General features: G+C 68.7%; 15 protein-coding genes. 8 read left to right on the top strand and 7 right to left on the bottom strand.

Going from position 1 to position 15,777, the window contains the following annotated elements; genetic code table 11:
- Nucleotides 1-68: 68 nt before the first annotated feature.
- The 4 genes from SNE35_RS15260 to SNE35_RS15245 all read right to left on the bottom strand — a co-directional run bounded on the left by SNE35_RS15260 (nt 69) and on the right by SNE35_RS15245 (nt 2,636).
- A complete protein-coding gene (locus SNE35_RS15260) occupies nt 69-626 on the bottom strand; it encodes an OmpA family protein (protein WP_320423770.1) in 558 nt (185 codons plus the stop codon).
- A 185-nt stretch (nt 627-811) separates the two neighbouring features.
- Nucleotides 812-1,693: a DUF3667 domain-containing protein gene (locus SNE35_RS15255; protein ID WP_320423769.1), complete on the bottom strand. Its 882-nt coding sequence runs from the start codon at nt 1,691-1,693 to the stop codon at nt 812-814.
- A complete protein-coding gene (locus tag SNE35_RS15250; RefSeq protein WP_320423768.1) occupies nt 1,690-2,238 on the bottom strand; it encodes a PAS and helix-turn-helix domain-containing protein in 549 nt (182 codons plus the stop codon). The genes SNE35_RS15255 and SNE35_RS15250 overlap by 4 nt, the downstream gene beginning before the upstream one ends.
- Nucleotides 2,235-2,636 carry a PaaI family thioesterase gene (locus tag SNE35_RS15245; RefSeq protein ID WP_320423767.1) on the bottom strand — a complete coding sequence of 134 codons (402 nt, stop codon included), beginning with the start codon at nt 2,634-2,636 and terminating at the stop codon, nt 2,235-2,237. Before SNE35_RS15245 ends, SNE35_RS15250 begins: the two co-directional genes overlap by 4 nt.
- A gap of 97 nt (nt 2,637-2,733) precedes the next feature.
- Here SNE35_RS15245 and SNE35_RS15240 point away from each other — a divergent pair, with 97 nt between their 5' ends.
- The 6 genes from SNE35_RS15240 to zwf all read left to right on the top strand — a co-directional run bounded on the left by SNE35_RS15240 (nt 2,734) and on the right by zwf (nt 10,734).
- Entirely contained in the window at nt 2,734-3,441 is a 708-nt protein-coding gene (locus tag SNE35_RS15240) for a CoA transferase subunit A (RefSeq protein WP_320423766.1), read from the top strand.
- A 3-nt stretch (nt 3,442-3,444) separates the two neighbouring features.
- Nucleotides 3,445-4,083: a CoA transferase subunit B gene (locus tag SNE35_RS15235; RefSeq protein WP_320423765.1), complete on the top strand. Its 639-nt coding sequence runs from the start codon at nt 3,445-3,447 to the stop codon at nt 4,081-4,083.
- 164 nt (nt 4,084-4,247) lie between these two features.
- Nucleotides 4,248-6,002: a DUF1800 domain-containing protein gene (locus SNE35_RS15230; RefSeq protein ID WP_320423764.1), complete on the top strand. Its 1,755-nt coding sequence runs from the start codon at nt 4,248-4,250 to the stop codon at nt 6,000-6,002.
- Nucleotides 6,003-6,016: 14 nt separating this feature from the next.
- On the top strand, nt 6,017-7,393 hold the full coding sequence (locus SNE35_RS15225) for a DUF1501 domain-containing protein (protein ID WP_320423763.1): 1,377 nt from the start codon (nt 6,017-6,019) through the stop codon (nt 7,391-7,393).
- A gap of 46 nt (nt 7,394-7,439) precedes the next feature.
- Nucleotides 7,440-9,224: a gamma-glutamyltransferase gene (gene ggt, locus SNE35_RS15220; RefSeq protein WP_320423762.1), complete on the top strand. Its 1,785-nt coding sequence runs from the start codon at nt 7,440-7,442 to the stop codon at nt 9,222-9,224.
- A gap of 55 nt (nt 9,225-9,279) precedes the next feature.
- Nucleotides 9,280-10,734, top strand: a complete 1,455-nt coding sequence (zwf, locus tag SNE35_RS15215; RefSeq protein ID WP_320423761.1) for a glucose-6-phosphate dehydrogenase — start codon at nt 9,280-9,282, stop codon at nt 10,732-10,734.
- 6 nt (nt 10,735-10,740) lie between these two features.
- On the opposite strand, the gene SNE35_RS15210 is transcribed toward zwf, so the two are convergent.
- Together SNE35_RS15210 and SNE35_RS15205 are read right to left on the bottom strand one after the other, a co-directional pair.
- Nucleotides 10,741-11,232: a disulfide bond formation protein B gene (locus SNE35_RS15210; RefSeq protein ID WP_320423760.1), complete on the bottom strand. Its 492-nt coding sequence runs from the start codon at nt 11,230-11,232 to the stop codon at nt 10,741-10,743.
- A gap of 7 nt (nt 11,233-11,239) precedes the next feature.
- Nucleotides 11,240-11,707: a RidA family protein gene (locus tag SNE35_RS15205; protein ID WP_320423759.1), complete on the bottom strand. Its 468-nt coding sequence runs from the start codon at nt 11,705-11,707 to the stop codon at nt 11,240-11,242.
- 98 nt (nt 11,708-11,805) lie between these two features.
- On the opposite strand from SNE35_RS15205, the gene SNE35_RS15200 reads away from it, so the two are divergent.
- Complete coding sequence (locus SNE35_RS15200; RefSeq protein WP_320423758.1) at nt 11,806-14,214, top strand: DNA internalization-related competence protein ComEC/Rec2; 2,409 nt, start codon at nt 11,806-11,808, stop codon at nt 14,212-14,214.
- Here the strand turns inward: SNE35_RS15200 and SNE35_RS15195 are convergent.
- Nucleotides 14,166-15,116, bottom strand: coding sequence for an AraC family transcriptional regulator (locus tag SNE35_RS15195; RefSeq protein WP_320423757.1), 951 nt, complete (start codon nt 15,114-15,116; stop codon nt 14,166-14,168). The genes SNE35_RS15200 and SNE35_RS15195 overlap by 49 nt on opposite strands.
- Nucleotides 15,117-15,199: 83 nt before the next feature.
- Between SNE35_RS15195 and SNE35_RS15190 the strand changes: the two genes are divergently transcribed.
- Complete coding sequence (locus tag SNE35_RS15190) at nt 15,200-15,754, top strand: RNA-binding protein (RefSeq protein WP_320423756.1); 555 nt, start codon at nt 15,200-15,202, stop codon at nt 15,752-15,754.
- The last annotated feature ends 23 nt before the right edge of the window (nt 15,755-15,777 follow it).

Below are 15,777 nucleotides of genomic sequence, written 5' to 3'. Positions count from 1 at the left end.
GCAAATCGTCGCTGGTCAGTCGGAACGGATCCGGCGCAGCGCCGGATCGCGGGATGTCATGGCGGCAGTCAGCGCGCGCCGGGCTGCGAGTCGCGGCTGATCTCGACGCGGCGGTTCTCCGGCGCCTGGGGCGACAGGCCCGGCTTGGGCTGCGAGGAGCCGACACCGACGGCGGTCAACAGATCGGGGCTGACGCCCTTGTCCACCAGGTACTGGCGCGCCGCTTCGGCACGGCGCTGCGACAGCTCCTGGTTGCCGGTGGCGCTGCCGGAGGCGTCGGTATGGCCTTCCAGGCGCACCTTCTGCGAAGTGCCGCTGCGGCCCTTCAGCGCTTCGGCGAAGACGTCCAGCTGGCGCTTGACGGAGTCCGGCAGATCGGCGGAGCCGGCCTTGAAGGTGGCGGCGGGCAGCGAATAGCGTTGCGCGGCCTTGAAGCCCATGCACTTGAAGCCGGCGGCCTTCAGCTGCTCGCATTCGTCATCCGGGAACAGGCCATCCTGGATGTCCTTGACCTGTGGGACCGCGTCCTTGAGGTCAACGGCGGCCGCTTCGTCGGCGGCGCGGGCGGGCAGGGCGGCCAAGCAGGCCGAGGTCAGCAGGGCCATCAGGATCGAGTTGCACTTCATGGCAAATTCCCCTCTTCTTGCATCCAATGTTGCAGCATCGAACGTTTCGTTTCGATGCACCCCGAAATCATAGGCGAGCGACGCCGCCTCGATACAGGTAGATACGCGCTGATCCTCTCAATTTGGGATAGCGCCCGCCCATTGTTACGAGTGAACTTTTCCGTTGTGCGACGGCGCAATGAAGGTCAGTGAGACGTCAGCGCGGCGACGATCAGCCAGCCGATCTCCGCCATCAGCAGCAGCGTCAGGTAAAGCAGCGCCAGCAGCAGGCCGCGCCAGATGCTGCCCCACCAGCCGCGCTCGTAAACGGTGCGCAGGGCCGCGAGGCCGTGGCCGAAGGCGTAGAACTGGATGATGTCGCTGCTGCCGATAGCGTTGGCCAGCAGCAGCGCCAGGAACCAGAAGGCGTGCATGTGCAGCGAGAACACGAAGTGCTCGGCATAGGGTCGCCCGGAGCCGGCGAACATCAGCAACAGCAGCGCCGCGAAGACCGGTTGCATCAGCAGCATCGCATAGGGCTGCAGCGCGACCAGGCGCTGCCAGAGCGCGCGCATGCTGGTGTGCTTGATGCGCTCCATCGCACTGACGAACTGGTAGTCGACCCAGCCGCAGGTGCTGCGGTCCTTCAGGCAGGGCTTCATCTCGTCGGCGAGCACCTCGATGCTCTCCTTGGGCGAGTTGGGCGCGCCCTGGACGACGGCGCCGATCTCGCGATCCGGCGTCTGCTCCGCCTCGGTGCCGATGAAATGGTTGCCGGCGAAGAAGATGAAGCTGGCCGTCAGGTAGATGCGCAGCGGCAGCACGTAGCGGCGCCGCCGGCCGGCGAAGTACTCGCGCGTCAGCCGCCCGGGCAGGGCGATGAGCGCCCACAGCGTGCGCCACAGCGGACCTTCCAGCGCCACGTAGTGCCCCACGTACTCGTGCACGAATTCGTGCATCGACGGCGGATGCAGGTCCGTCTCCTGGCCGCAGTGGCCGCAATGGCGCGGCCGCGGCGCGGACAACGTGTAGTGGCAGTTCAGGCAGTAAGGAGCGGCGGCAGCGTGGGCGTCGTGGGCGGCACTCATGTGACGAGAAGCTTGTGGATCAGGTCGGGCGTGGAAGCCGCGGCGTACTTCTTCATCAACCGGGCGCGGTAGACGTCGACGGTGCGCGGGCTGATCGCAAGCCGTCGGCCGATGAGTTTACTGGTCAGCCCCTCGATCAGCAGGGCGGCGATCTCGCGCTCGCGCGGGGTCAGCTCGGCGCTCAGTTGCTGGCGCGTGGCGGACAGGTCCTGGAAGCTCCAGATGCCTTCGGCGTGCGGATCGCGCGGATCCAGCGCGCGGCCGGCCACATGGCACCAGAAGTGCTCGCCGCTGGAGAGGCGGCGCATCACGCGGTCGTCGGCGTAGTAGCCCTGCGCATCCAGCGCGGCGACGATGCGCGCGCCGGTGCGCTCGAACTCGGCCGGGCTGGGGTACATCACCTCGAAGCTCTTGCCGATCAGCTGTTCGCGCTGCGCACCGAACATCGCCAGCACCTGGCGGTTGCAGTCGACGATCAGCCGCTGGGCCGAGATGACGAGGCCCACCGGGGCCATGTCGAAGGCCGTGCGGTGGTCGATGCTCACAGCAGCGCGTAGGTGGTCGTGGCCTGAACGGCCAGCCGGCCGTCGGTGTCGAGGATGTCGATGCTGCCGAAGGCCAGGCTCTTGCCGCTGCGCAGCACGGTGGCCTTGACGATGCAGTGTGTGCCGGAGAGCGGGCGCAGGAAGCTGGTCTGCAGCTGCACCGTGGTCATGGGCCGGAATTCGCCCAGATAGGCCATCATCGCCAGCACCATCGCCGTGTCGGCTGCGGCCATCGCAGCCTGGCCGCACATCACGCCGCCGACGTGGATGTACGAGGGCTTGATCGGCATGCTCAGCGTCACCTCGCCCTTGGCGGTGGCCTGCACCCGGAAGTCCATCGCGGCGATCCAGGGTGCGAAAAGGCTCGGGATGGCGGTTTGCAGCGCGTCGATGTTCATGCGGGGATCCTGCGAGGGTGCTTAGGCAATTCTACGTAATCGACTACGTAGTGCCTTCGCCTGTACGCTCGCGGCTGCATTTGATTGGAGACACAGGATGAACAAGGTCTACCCGAGCGCCACCGCGGCGCTCCAGGGCATCGTCCGCGACGACCAGTTGCTGGCGGTCGGAGGCTTCGGCCTCTGCGGCATTCCGGAGGCACTGATCGCCGCGCTGCGCGATTCGGGTGTGAAGGGACTGACGGCGATTTCGAACAACGCCGGCGTCGACGACTTCGGCCTGGGCCTGCTGCTGCAGACGCGCCAGATCAAGAAGATGATCTCCAGCTACGTCGGCGAGAACAAGGAATTCGAGCGCCAGTACCTGGCCGGTGAATTGGAATTGGAATTCACGCCGCAAGGCACCTTGGCCGAGAAGCTGCGCGCCGGCGGAGCCGGCATCCCGGCCTTCTTCACGAAGACCGGCGTCGGCACCATCGTGGCCGAAGGCAAGGAACTGCGCGAATTCGACGGCGAGACCTACGTGATGGAGCGCTCGCTGATGCCCGACGTGGCGCTGGTGAAGGCCCACAAGGCCGACCGCAGCGGCAACCTGGTGTTCCGCCGCACCGCGCGCAACTTCAACCCGGCCTGCGCGATGGCGGGCAAGGTGACGATCGTCGAGGTGGAGGAACTGGTCGAGACCGGCGACATCGATCCGGACGACATCCACCTCGCGGGCATCTACGTCCACCGCATCGTCGTCAACGCGACGCCCGAGAAGCGCATCGAGAAGCGCACGCTGTCGGAAAAGAAGGGAGCCTGAACCATGGCCTGGACTCAAGATCAGATGGCGGCTCGCGCCGCCCAGGAACTGGAAGACGGCTTCTACGTCAACCTCGGCATCGGCATCCCGACGCTGGTGGCCAACTTCGTGCCGGCGGACAAGGAAGTCTGGCTGCAGAGCGAGAACGGCATGCTGGGCATCGGCCCGTTCCCGACCGAGGACGAGGTCGACGCGGACCTGATCAACGCCGGCAAGCAGACGGTGACGACGATCAAGGGCTCGTCGATCTTCGGCAGCCACGACAGCTTCGCGATGATCCGCGGCGGCAAGATCAACCTGTCCATCCTCGGCGCGATGCAGGTCAGCGAGCACGGCGACCTGGCCAACTGGATGATCCCCGGCAAGATGGTCAAGGGCATGGGCGGCGCGATGGACCTGGTGGCCGGCGTCAAGCGCGTGATCGTGCTGATGGAGCATGTGGCGCGCAAGAAGGACGGCAGCGAGGACCTGAAGATCCTGCCCAAGTGCACCTTGCCGCTGACCGGCGTTGGCGTCGTCAACCGCATCATCACCGACCTGGCCGTGATGGACGTGACGCCGCAAGGGCTGAAGCTCGTCGAGCTGGCCGAAGGCGTGACGCGCGAGCAAGTGCAGGCCAAGACGGGCGTGCCGCTGCTGTAGGAGCCACTCCAGCGCGAAACGAGGCCGACTTTGTCGGCCTTTTTTCATGCGCTGAAATTTGGCGTTACGTTTGATTGCAGCTCGTCGTTTTGCGTCCGATATCCAAGGAACGCTGCCGGCGATTGATCTTCAAACTCCGGCCTGCAGTACAGGGGGGTCCGGTCATGGAGACCAATCAAATAGCGCCCGCTCCGCTTGAGGAGAACGTGGGCGAAGAAGGCTCGCGAGCCGCCAGTCTGGCGGCCGCAGCGATCGCAAGCGCAGCGTTGGCGGCATGCGGCGGGGGTGGGGGCGATGACGCCAGTCCGGCTAGCGCGGCCCCGGCCGGCGCTGCATCATCCGCCGATGCGGGCGCGGCCGGCAGCGGCACCGTCACGGAAAGCCGACCGGCGGCAACGCTGATCACACTGGCCGCTGCCGCGCGCTTTCTCGGCCAGGCCGGCTTCGCGGCTTCGATGGCGGATATCGCTATCGTCGTGAAAGGCGGTTACGCCGCCTGGCTGGACCGCCAGTTCGCGATCGACCCGGACCCCGTGTCCAACTACCAGTGGGTGGTCGACAAGGGCTACGCGACGACGGCCAACCTGTTCGGCTGGTCCGGCCTGGACAACGTGCTGTGGCGCAGCCTGCTCACCGGCCCGGACCACCTGCGCCAGCGCATCGTGCTGGCGCTCAGTGAGATCTTCGTCATCGGCCTGCCGGGTATCAACGGCGCCTGGCCGGTGCCGACGGGTGCCGCCTATGTGGACATGTTGAGCGCCAACGCGTTCGGAAGCTTCCGCTCGCTGCTGGAGGGCGTGGCCCTGTCCTGCGGCATGGGCGTCTATCTGAACATGCTGGGCAGCCGCAAGGCCTCGGCCGCCGGCAATCAACCGGACGAGAACTTCGCCCGCGAGGTGATGCAGCTGATGACGATCGGCCTCGTCAAGCTGAACCTGGATGGCACGCCGGTGCTCGACGCCGCGGGCAATCCGATCCCGACCTACACGCAAACCGACATCACCAACCTAGCCGGCGTCTTCACCGGCTGGACCTACGACGGGCAGAGCAGCACCGATCCGTCCTACGTGCTCAAGCCGATGGTCAACCAGCCTGCCTATTTCTCCAGCGGCGCGAAGAAGGTGCTGGACGTGAACGTTCCCGCCAGCGCCGACGGCCCGAAAGCGATGCAGATCGCGCTGGACACGCTGGCCAACCATCCGAACGTCGGCCCGTTCATAGGCCGACAGCTGATCCAGCGGCTGGTCTGCTCGAATCCGAGCCCGGCCTACGTGAAGCGCGTGGCCCTGGCCTTCAATGACAACGGTGCCGGCCAGCGCGGCGACATGAAGGCGGTGATCCGCGCCGTACTGCTCGACGACGAGGCTCGCAACATCGGCACGACGCCCGACGCCGGCCGGCTGCGCGAGCCGGTCGTGCGCCTGCTGCAGTGGGGCCGCACGTTCAAGGCCGCATCGAGTACCGGCCTCTGGACCATCGGCGACACCTCGAGCCCGGCGAACCGCCTGGCGCAAAGCCCGCTGCGCAGCGGCTCGGTGTTCAACTTCTTCCGACCAGGCTATGTGCCGCCGAACTCGGAACTGGGCACGAGTGGCGTGACCGCGCCGGAGTTCCAGCTCTGCAACGAGAGCAGTGTCGCGGCCTACATCAACTTCATGCAGTCCGTCATCGCGAATGGGTTCGGCACCGATGTGAAGCCGGACTACACGGACGAGCTGGCGCTGGCAGGCGATTCGGCCGCGCTGGTCAACCACGTCGCACTGTTGCTGAGCGGCTCGACCCTCAGCGCCGCCACCGTGGCGGCGATCACGAATGCCGTCGAGACGATCAAGCCCAGCTCGGACGCCGCCAAGCTCAACCGCGTTTGTGCCGCCGTGCTGATGGTGATGGCGTGCCCGGAATATCTCGTCCAGAAGTAAGCGAGTCGTCTGCCATGCGTATCAATCAACTGCCGCGGCTGCAACGCCGCGAGTTCCTCCGCCGCGCGTCCGCGCTGGGCCTGGCAGGTTCGGCCGCGCCCTGGGCCCTGAGCCTAGCCTCGATGGGCGAAGCCGCCGCGGCCACCGCGCCGGGCGACTACAAGGCGCTGGTCTGCGTCTTCCTGTACGGCGGCAACGACTATGCGAACACCGTCGTGCCTTACGACGCTGCGAGCTACCAGGCCTATGCCTCGCTGCGCGCCAGCCTGGCGACGCCGCGCGAGCAGTTGCTGCCACTGGCGCTGTTGCCCGACGGCCGCCAGATGGCGCTGGCGCCGCAGATGGGCCGGCTGCAGTCGCTGTTCAACGCGGGGCAGCTTGGCGTGCAACTGAACGTCGGCACGCTGGTGCAGCCGACGACGCTGGCGCAGTACAAGGCGCAGAGCGTGCCCTTGCCCCCGAAGCTGTTCTCGCACAACGACCAGCAGAGCTACTGGCAGTCGAGCGCCGCCGAGGGCGCGCCGTCCGGTTGGGGCGGACGCATCGGCGACCGCTTCCTGTCCAGCAACGGGCAGTCGGTGTTCACCTGCGTCAACGTCTCCGGCAATGCGGTATTCATGGCCGGCCAGCAGGTGGTGCAGTACCAGGTGGCGCCCAGCGGCGCCGTGCCGATCAACTTCGTCGGCAAGCCGCTGTATGGCTCGCAGGCCTGCTCGGACGTCTTGCGCGGCCTGATCACGGCGACGGACCGCACGCACTGGATGGAGCGCGAGCTGAACCGCGTGGTCACCCGTTCGATCGGCGCGCAGGGTCAGGTCGCCTCGGCGCTTTCCGGCCTGCCGGCGCTGGGTACGGCCTTCGATGCGAGCAACGGCCTGGCCACGCAGCTGCAGATGGTGGCGAAGATGATCGGCGTGCGCGCTGCGCTCGGTGCGAGCCGGCAGGTGTTCTTCGTCTCGCTGGGCGGCTTCGACCTGCATTCGGGCCTGGCCGCGGCGCATCCGGCCCTGCTGTCCAACCTGTCCGAGGCGCTGGCGAGCTTCCATGCTGCCACCGTCGAGCTGGGCGTGTCGAACCAGGTGACCGCGTTCACCGCCTCCGACTTCGGCCGCACGCTGAGCAGCAACGGCGACGGCTCGGACCATGGCTGGGGCAGCCATCACTTCGTGCTCGGCGGCGCGGTGAAGGGCGGCCGCTACTGGGGGCAGGCGCCGGTGGTGGTGTCCAACGGGCCGGACGATGTCGGCCAGGGGCGGCTCTTGCCGACGACCTCGGTTGACCAGTTGGCCGCCACACTGGCGGCCTGGATGGGCGTGCCGGCCAGCGAGCTGCCGGCGGTGCTGCCCCACGTCGGCAACTTTACTTTGCAGAATCTCGGCTACTTCGGCTGAAGGCGAGGGTCCGATGCGGTCCCCTGTGGCTCCTATGATGAGCCGCATGAAGTACACCCTTGCCACGCTGCTGTTCGGTCTCTCGTTCTCGCTGTCGGCTTCGGCCGCCGATACCGCCATCCCCGCGCAGCCCGAAGCCGCCTCCGGCCTGCAGGCCAAGCCCGGCTGGGCGACCAAGCACTTCGCCGTCGCCGCCGCGAACCCGCTCGCCGTCGAGGCCGGCTACAAGATCCTGAAGGCCGGCGGCAGCGCCATCGACGCTGCGATCGCCGTGCAGATGGTGCTGAACCTGGTCGAGCCGCAATCCAGCGGCATCGGCGGCGGCGCCTTCCTGATGATGTTCGACGGCAAGGGCAAGGTGAGCGCGTGGGACGGCCGCGAGAGCGCCCCGGCAGGCGCCACGCCCCGCATGTTCCTCAAGGCCGACGGCACGCCGATGTCGGTGGGCGAGGCGATTCCGGGCGGTCTCTCGGTCGCGGTGCCGGGCGTCATCGCGATGCTGGCTGCCGCGCAGCGCGAGCAGGGGCAACTGCCCTGGGCGCGCCTGTTCGAGCCGGCGATCGAGCTGGCCGACCAGGGCTTCGCCGTCAGCCTGCGCCTGAATTCGCTGTTGCGGGACGAACGGCGGCTGAAGAACGATCCGCAGGCCGGGCCGTTGTTCTACGACGCCCACGGCGAGCCTCGCCCCGTGGGCTACCTCCTCAAGAACCCGGCGCTGGCGGCTGTGCTGCGCTCGATTGCCGAGCAGGGGCCGGATGCCTTCTACCGCGGCAAGGTCGCCGAGGACATCGCCCACCGCATCCAGGCCAGCGCAAGACCCGGCCCCATGGCGGCGGACGACCTGGCTGCCTACAAGCCGGTGCAACGAGAGGCGCTGTGCGCCGTCTGGCTGGAGCGCTACCGCGTCTGTGGCTTTCCGCCGCCCTCGTCGGGGCAGCTGACGATGATGCAGATCCTGAAGCTCGTCGAGGCGCGTGGTGAACCCAAGCGCCCCTTGAGCGACGGCAAGCCCAGCGTGCCCTGGCTGCACCTGTACACCGAGGCCTCGCGCCTGGCCTTCGCCGACCGCGCGCAATACATCGCCGACCCGGCCTTCGTGACCCCGCCCGGCGGTGACTGGCAGCGCATGCTCGACCCGGCCTACCTGAAGCAGCGCGCCGCGCTGATCGGCCCGCGCAGCATGAAGACCGCTGCGCCGGGCCAGCCCGGCGATGTGGCGACCGCCTACGCCGCCCAGGCCGAGCAGCCCGAGCACGGCACCAGCCACATCAGCATCGTCGATGCCCAAGGCCGCGCGGTGGCGATGACCACCAGCATCGAATCCGCCTTCGGCGACAAGATCATGAGTGACGGCGGCACCGGCCTGTCTGGTGGCTTCATGCTGAACAACACGATGACCGACTTCTCGCTGGCGCCCGAAGGCGCCGACGGCCGGCCGGTCGCCAACCGCGTGGAACCCGGCAAGCGCCCGCGCTCCAGCATGAGCCCGACCTTGGTCTTCGATGCCCGCAGCGGCCGGCTGCTGATGACCGTGGGCGCGCCGGGCGGCCCGGCCATCATCCACTTTGTCGCCAAGACCCTGGTCGGCGCACTCGACTGGGGAATGGACCTGCAGCGCGCCGTCGACCTGCCGAACTACGGCAGTTTCAACGGCCCGACCGTTCTGGAAGACGGCGGCTTCCCGAAAGCAACGCTCGAAGGCCTGCGCGCGCTGGGGCACGACGTCGTCGAATACGAGCTGACCAGCGGGCTGCAGGGCATCCAGCGCACGAAGACCGGCTGGTTCGGCGCCGCCGATCCGCGGCGTGAGGGGATCGTGAAGGGCGATTGACCACAAGCAAGGCACCGTTCTTGCAAGACCGAGGTATCACGAGGAGACGATGGATATGGCAAAGATTCCGCAGGGCGTGGGCCCACGCTTCCCGCAGGTGGTGGTGCTGTTCGGCGCCACCGGCGACCTGGCGAAACGCAAGCTGCTGCCGGGGCTGTTCCACCTGGCGACGGCGGGCTTCATTCCGGGCTGCCGCATCGTCGGCGTGTCGCTGGACGAGATCGACGCGGAGCAGTTCCGCGCGCTGGCGCGCCGTGCGCTGGACGAGTTCGGCACGCGGCCGGTGGTGGCCAAGGACTGGGAGGCCTTCTCCGCCACGCTGGACTACGTGAAGCTGTCGGACGGCCCGGCGGCACTGCGCGCGGCGGTGGAGGCGGCCGAGGCGGCGCTGGGCAGCGAATGCCGGCGCCTGCACTACCTCAGTGTGCCGCCCAGCGCGGCGCTGCCGGCGGTGCGGATGCTGGGCGAGGCGGGGCTGGTGGAGGCTTCGCGCATCGTGATGGAAAAGCCCTTCGGCACCGATCTCGCCAGTGCGGTCGCGCTGAACGCGAAGCTGCACGAGGTCTTCGCCGAAGAGCAGATCTTCCGCATCGACCATTTCCTGGGCAAGGAACCGGCGCAGAACATCCTCGCCTTCCGCTTTGCCAACGGCCTGTTCGAGCCGATCTGGAACCGCAACTTCATCGACCACGTGCAGATCGACGTGCCGGAGACCCTGGGCCTGGGCCAGCGCGCGGGCTTCTACGAGCAGACCGGCGCCTATCGAGACATGGTCGTCACCCACCTGTTCCAGATCCTCGCTTTCGTCGCGATGGAGCCGCCCACCGCGCTGGAGCCCACGCCGATCAGCGAGGAGAAGAACAAGGTCTTCCGCAGCATGCTGGAGATCCAGCCGCACGACGTCGTGCGCGGCCAGTACGCCGGCTACCGCGCCGAGGCCGGCGTCGACCCGGAATCGGAGACCGAGACCTTCATCGCGCTGAAGTGCTTCATCGACAACTGGCGCTGGGCCGGCGTGCCCTTCTTCCTGCGCACCGGCAAGCGGATGGCGGAGGGCCAGCGCATCATCTCGATCGCGTTCCGCGAGCCGCCCAAGAGCATGTTCCCGGCGAGCTCGGGCGTCGGCGCCCAGGGGCCCAACCACCTGACCTTCGACCTGGCCGATGCCTCGAAGATGTCTTTGAGCTTCTACGGCAAGCGGCCCGGGCCGGGCATGCGGCTGGACAAGCTGAGCCTGCAGTTTGCGATGAACGACACGGGCCTGATCGGCGACGTGCTGGAAGCCTACGAGCGGCTGATCCTCGACGCGATGCGCGGCGACCGTACGCTGTTCACGACGGCCGAGGGCATCGAGCGGCTGTGGGCAATCTCGCAGCCCTTGCTGGATGCACCGCCACCGGTGCGCCTGTATCCGGTGGATTCATGGGGACCCAAGTCCGTTCATCAACTGATCGCACCCCATGCGTGGCGCCTCCCTTTCGAGAGGGCCTGGCGGGACCAGCGGAAATAGCTGAGATCAGCGCTTGAGGATCGTGCGGAGGCTGGCGCCGCCGATCAGCAGGAACAGCAGGCCACTCCAGATGTCGTAGCTGAGGCCCAGCAGCCGGTAGGCGGCGGCTTCGGCGCAGGACGCCGTCACCATGAACATGAAGGGCCAGCGGTCTTCCAGTTCGAGCGCGGTGTTGATGCGATCGGCCAGCGTCATCGCGCAGCTTTCCATGTTCGCGGCGACCTGATGCTGGAACACGGCGGCGGCCACGCCGCAGACGGCCAGCACCACGACCAGGCCCAGTACTGCCTTGCGCGAACCATTGCTCGGCGCGACCAGGGCGGCCAGCCCGGACACGATGCCGATGACGAGGAAGATGCCCCGCTGCATCACGCACCAGGGGCAGGGCTTGACCTCGAACACGTGCTGGGCGATCAGGGCGAAGGCGAGGGCCGCGAAGCAGGCGATGGCCACGCCGGCCAGCGTGCGCGCCGGCAGCTTGGAAACAGGCAGGAACATTGCGGGGTCAGTCCTGGACTTCGACGATCGCTTCGATTTCCACGCAGGCACCCATCGGGATCTGCGCGACACCAAAGGCGCTGCGGGCATGGGCACCGACCTCGGCGCCGAAGACCTCGCCGAACAGCTCCGACGCGCCGTTGGTCACCAGGTGCTGCTCGGTGTAGTCGCCGGTGCTGTTGACCAGGCTCATCAGCTTGACGATGCGGGTGATCTTGCCCAGGTCGCCGGTGGCGGCGTGCAGGGTGCCCATCAGGTCGATCGCGATGGCGCGGGCAGCGGCCTTGCCGGTGGCGGTGTCCACGTCGCGGCCCAGTTGGCCGACCCAGGCCTTGCCGTCCTTCTTCGCGATGTGGCCGGAGACGAAGATCAGGTTGCCGGTGCGCACGAAGGGCACGTAGGCAGCAGCCGGAACGGCCAGCGGCGGCAGTTCGATGGCGAGGGCTTTCAGGCGGTCGTAGACGGGGCTGCTCATGGTGTTCTGGGGGCGCGCGGCGCGGGCCCGATGGCTAGGATGGGTCGGCGCGCATCCTACACCGAGCAGGGAGACCCTATTTGCCGCTCACGCCACCCATGACGACCGGCCGTCGCCCCGGTGTAGGGCCTGCGCTCGGCTGGCTGATCGGGCTGGCGCTGCTGCAGCGCTGCGAGCGTTTGCCGGGGCCGCTCGAATGGGCTCTGCTCCTCGCGGCACTGGCAGCCGCGCTGGCGACCTGGCGCCGGGCGCTACCGCTGGCGGCGCTGCTGCTGGCCCTCGCGCTTGGCGCAGGGCGCGCGCAGCTTCGCATCGATGAGGCGCTGCCCGAGGCCTGGGAGGGCCGCGACGTCCTGCTGATCGGCCGCATCGATTCACTGCCCAGCGCCACCCTGGGCCAGGGCGGCGCGCCGGGCTGGCGCTTCGCCTTCGAGGTGCTGGACGCGCGGGCCGGCCCGTCCGCGCAGGACCCGCCGCTGGCGCTGCCGCGACACATGATGCTCAGCGCCTTCGGCGAACCCGGTGGCACCGCGCCGCCGATCCGCGCCGGCGAGAGCTGGCAGGCCGTGGCGCGGCTGAAGCGCCCGCACGGGTTGATGAACCCGTTCGCCTTCGACTACGAGCTGTGGATGTTCGAGCAGGACCTGCGCGCCACCGGCGTGCTGCGGCCGGGCACGCTGCAGCGCCTGACGCCGGCACCGTTCTGGTCGCTCGACGCCTGGCGCCAGCGGCTGCGCGACGCGCTGGGCCGGCGCATCGGCGATCCGGCCCATGCCGGTGTGCTGGCGGCGCTGAGTCTGGGCGACCAAGATGCCATTGCCAAGTCCGACTGGACCTTGTTCCGCAATACAGGCGTGGCTCATCTTTTAGCGGTCAGTGGCACCCACGTGACCATGTTCGCCTGGGCTGCTCAGTGGCTCGTCGGCCGCTTGTGGCGTCGCAGCGCGCGGCTGTGCCTGCTGGCGCCGGCACCACGGGTGGCCTTGTGGGCCGGCGTGGCTGCGGCCTTCGTCTATGCGCTGTTCTCCGGCTGGGGCGTACCCTCGCAGCGCACGGTCTGGATGCTGGCGAGCCTGGCGCTGCTGCGCTCGCTGGGCCTGCGCTGGCCCTGGCCGCTTCTCCTGCTGGCCTCGGCCGTGGTCGTTACGGCGATCGATCCCTGGGCGATCTCGCAGGCGGGCTTCTGGCTGTCCTTTGCCGCCGTGGGGCTGCTGATGGCCAGCGGCGGTGCGCCCGCGGGCACCGGCTGGCGGGCGGCGCTGCGCGAGGGCCTGCGCAGCCAGTGGGTCGCGACCTTGGGCCTGACGCCGCTGTCGCTGCTGTTCTTTCAGCAGATCTCGGTCGTGGGCCTGGCGGCGAACCTGCTGGCGATTCCGCTGGTGACCTTCGTCGTCGCGCCGCTGTCGCTGCTGGGGGCGCTGGTGCCGGGCGCCTGGTGGCTGGCGGAGCAGGGCGTAGCGGCGCTGATGGCCTGGCTGCGCTGGCTCGATGCGCTGCCCGGTGCGGTCTGGCAATTGCCGGTGGCGCCGCTGTGGGCGCAGGTGTCAGGTCTTGCGGGTGGCGTGCTGATGGCCCTGCCGCTACCGTGGCGGCTGCGCACTTGCGGCCTCGCATTGCTGCTGCCGCTGCTGTGGCCGGCGCCGTTGCGGCCGGCGGTCGGTACGTTCGAGCTGCTGGCTGCTGACATCGGCCAGGGCACGGCCGTGCTGCTGCGCACGCAGGGCCACGACCTGATGTTCGACACCGGCCCGCAGTTCGGGCCGCAGGCCGATGCGGGTCAGCGGGTGCTGGTGCCGCTGGCGCGCGCGCTCGGCACGATGCGGCTGGATCGGCTGGTGCTGAGCCATCGGGATGTGGACCACGTCGGCGGTGCCGCCTCGGTGATGGCCGGCCTGCCGGTGGCGGAACTGCTGAGCTCGCTGGAAGACAGTCACCCTTTGCTCCGCATGGCGCCGCACCGGCGTTGCGAGCAGGGCCAGCGTTGGGCCTGGGACGGCGTGCGCTTCGAGGTGCTGTGGCCGCCCGCGGCGCAGTACGAGGACGCGAAGGTCAAGAGCAACGCGATGTCCTGCGTGCTGCGCGTGATCGATGCGACAGGCCGTGCGGTGCTGCTGACCGGCGACATCGAGGCAGCGCAGGAAACGGCGCTGGTGCAGGCCAGCGCGCCCGATGCGCTGCGCGCGGATCTGCTGCTCGTGCCGCACCACGGCAGCAAGACCTCGTCGACCGATGCGCTGCTCGACGCCGTCTCGCCGCGGCTGGCCCTGGTGCAGGCCGGCTACCGCAATCGATTCGGCCACCCGGCGCTGCCGGTTCTGGCGCGCTATCAGCGGCATGGCATTCGCGTGCTGAGTTCGCCGGACTGCGGTGCGCTTCATTGGCAGGCCGGCGAATGGAACTGTCAGCGGGTGCTGGCGCGGCGCTACTGGCATGCGCTGCCGCGGGCGGACGACGCGGCTCAGGGGCCGCCGATTCCCATAAGCGAGGACGAGCCGGCCGGCCCCTGATCCGGCGCGCGGCGCGTCTGTGACGGCAACTCGCCGAACAGCGCCTTGTAGCGCGCGCCGAAATGGCTCATCTGCTCGAAGCCTTGCGCGGCGGCGGCCGTCGCGATGTTCAGCTGCGCCGCCGGGGTCTCGACGAGCCGCTGGCGCACCAGGTTCAGCCGCAGGCCGCGCAGGTACTCGACCGGGCTCAGGCCGGTGACCTGTTGGAAGGCGTTCTGCAGGCTGCGCCGGCTGGTGCGCAGGCTCGCGCACAGCGCGTCGATGCCGGGCGCCACGGCGCCGCTCTCGACGACGATGCGATGGCATTGCGCGACCAGGTAGCTCGCGGAGGCGCTGCCCAGCGCCTGGCGTGTCGTGCCAGCCTCGTCCAGCAAGGCCTGCACTGTGGCGAAGAGGGCCAATGGCGACGCTGGAGATCCCGCGTCAAGCGCGGCACGCAGGCGCCGGCGCAAATGCTCCAGGCGATCGGGTGCGACCTGCAGCACCGGCGACGTCCAGGCCTGACGCGAGCCACCGGCGGCATCGAGCAGACCATCGAAGGCCGTGCGCTCAAAGCTGATGGACAGCAGCTCCATGCCGGGTGGGCGCTGCAGATGGAACTCCTCGCCGGCGTGCAGGACCAGCAGCGCGTTGGTCGGCAGCTCACGCCCCTGCGCGCGGGGCGGCGGGGTGCTGTTGCCGCCCTGACCCAGCAGCGCGATGCAGAGCCGCCCCGGTGGCACGCAGCCCTGCTGCACGACGCGCTCGCTCATCCACTTGCCGTAGAGGCGCAGCCGCCCGGTGCCGGCCTGCTGCAGCCGACTGCTCATGCGGCCGGGAGAGAGCTGCCGGTAGCGCTGCTGCCAGACCGGCTCCGGCGCGCCGCCGAGGTGGAAGTCTTCGAGGACGGAAAGGAGTGTCATGCGAGCGATTTGCCGATTCGGGTTACCGTCGCCGCGTCCGTCAAGCCCACACTGGCGCGATCTTCAACGAAGCAAGCTGCCCGATGAACACCGATGACCTGCTGGGAAGCTGGACCAGCCTCGCGCCCGAGTTGCGCCCCAGCGCTGCGCGCAATGCCGACGGCAGCAGCAAACCGTTCTACCTGACCCGCCATTTCCGCTACCTGCCCGACGATGTCTTCGAACTGAGCATTGTCAACGCGGCCGACCCGTTCGGGAAAGTGCCGCTGGCGCGCATCTTCATCCGCGGCCACATGCGCTGGCGCGGGCCGCATCCGATCGCCGAGGGTGCGCAGAAGGTGGATTTCGAGGCCGACGAGGCCTACGAGGTGACGCCACTGCACCAGGGCTTCGCCGACCTGCTGAACCAGGTGGCCTCGGCCGGCTATGAGCGCTGGGCGGTCGGCGGCATGCAGAGCGTGTTCGGCCGCGCATTCGCGCCGTTCGGCCTCGCCGAGGGCAGGAACTTCAAGGAGTTCGATCTCGTGCACCTGCGTGGCGACCTGCTGTTCTGGGGCGCCCGCCATGTCGACGGCCGCGGCTTCGATACCGAGGAAAACCGGCCGACGAATCTGCAAATCCCCCTGGCGCGCGCCTGACCGCATCCCGCGGCGCACGCGCC

The sequence above is a fragment of the Roseateles agri genome, from assembly GCF_034043675.1.
Classification (GTDB): domain Bacteria; phylum Pseudomonadota; class Gammaproteobacteria; order Burkholderiales; family Burkholderiaceae_C; genus KK5.
Note: the sequence above shows the minus strand (reverse complement) of the source record. Positions and strands in the feature narration are given on the sequence as shown.

Coding starts and splice junctions, on each gene's coding strand:
- SNE35_RS15235 (WP_320423765.1), top strand. CDS start 3,445: ATGGCCTGGACTCAAGATCAGATGGCGGCTCGCGCCGCCCAGGAACTG.
- SNE35_RS15240 (WP_320423766.1), top strand. CDS start 2,734: ATGAACAAGGTCTACCCGAGCGCCACCGCGGCGCTCCAGGGCATCGTC.
- SNE35_RS15260 (WP_320423770.1), bottom strand. CDS start 626: ATGAAGTGCAACTCGATCCTGATGGCCCTGCTGACCTCGGCCTGCTTG.
- SNE35_RS15200 (WP_320423758.1), top strand. CDS start 11,806: ATGACGACCGGCCGTCGCCCCGGTGTAGGGCCTGCGCTCGGCTGGCTG.
- zwf (WP_320423761.1), top strand. CDS start 9,280: ATGGCAAAGATTCCGCAGGGCGTGGGCCCACGCTTCCCGCAGGTGGTG.
- SNE35_RS15245 (WP_320423767.1), bottom strand. CDS start 2,636: ATGAACATCGACGCGCTGCAAACCGCCATCCCGAGCCTTTTCGCACCC.
- SNE35_RS15190 (WP_320423756.1), top strand. CDS start 15,200: ATGAACACCGATGACCTGCTGGGAAGCTGGACCAGCCTCGCGCCCGAG.
- SNE35_RS15195 (WP_320423757.1), bottom strand. CDS start 15,116: ATGACACTCCTTTCCGTCCTCGAAGACTTCCACCTCGGCGGCGCGCCG.
- SNE35_RS15230 (WP_320423764.1), top strand. CDS start 4,248: ATGGAGACCAATCAAATAGCGCCCGCTCCGCTTGAGGAGAACGTGGGC.
- ggt (WP_320423762.1), top strand. CDS start 7,440: ATGAAGTACACCCTTGCCACGCTGCTGTTCGGTCTCTCGTTCTCGCTG.
- SNE35_RS15210 (WP_320423760.1), bottom strand. CDS start 11,232: ATGTTCCTGCCTGTTTCCAAGCTGCCGGCGCGCACGCTGGCCGGCGTG.
- SNE35_RS15255 (WP_320423769.1), bottom strand. CDS start 1,693: ATGAGTGCCGCCCACGACGCCCACGCTGCCGCCGCTCCTTACTGCCTG.
- SNE35_RS15205 (WP_320423759.1), bottom strand. CDS start 11,707: ATGAGCAGCCCCGTCTACGACCGCCTGAAAGCCCTCGCCATCGAACTG.
- SNE35_RS15225 (WP_320423763.1), top strand. CDS start 6,017: ATGCGTATCAATCAACTGCCGCGGCTGCAACGCCGCGAGTTCCTCCGC.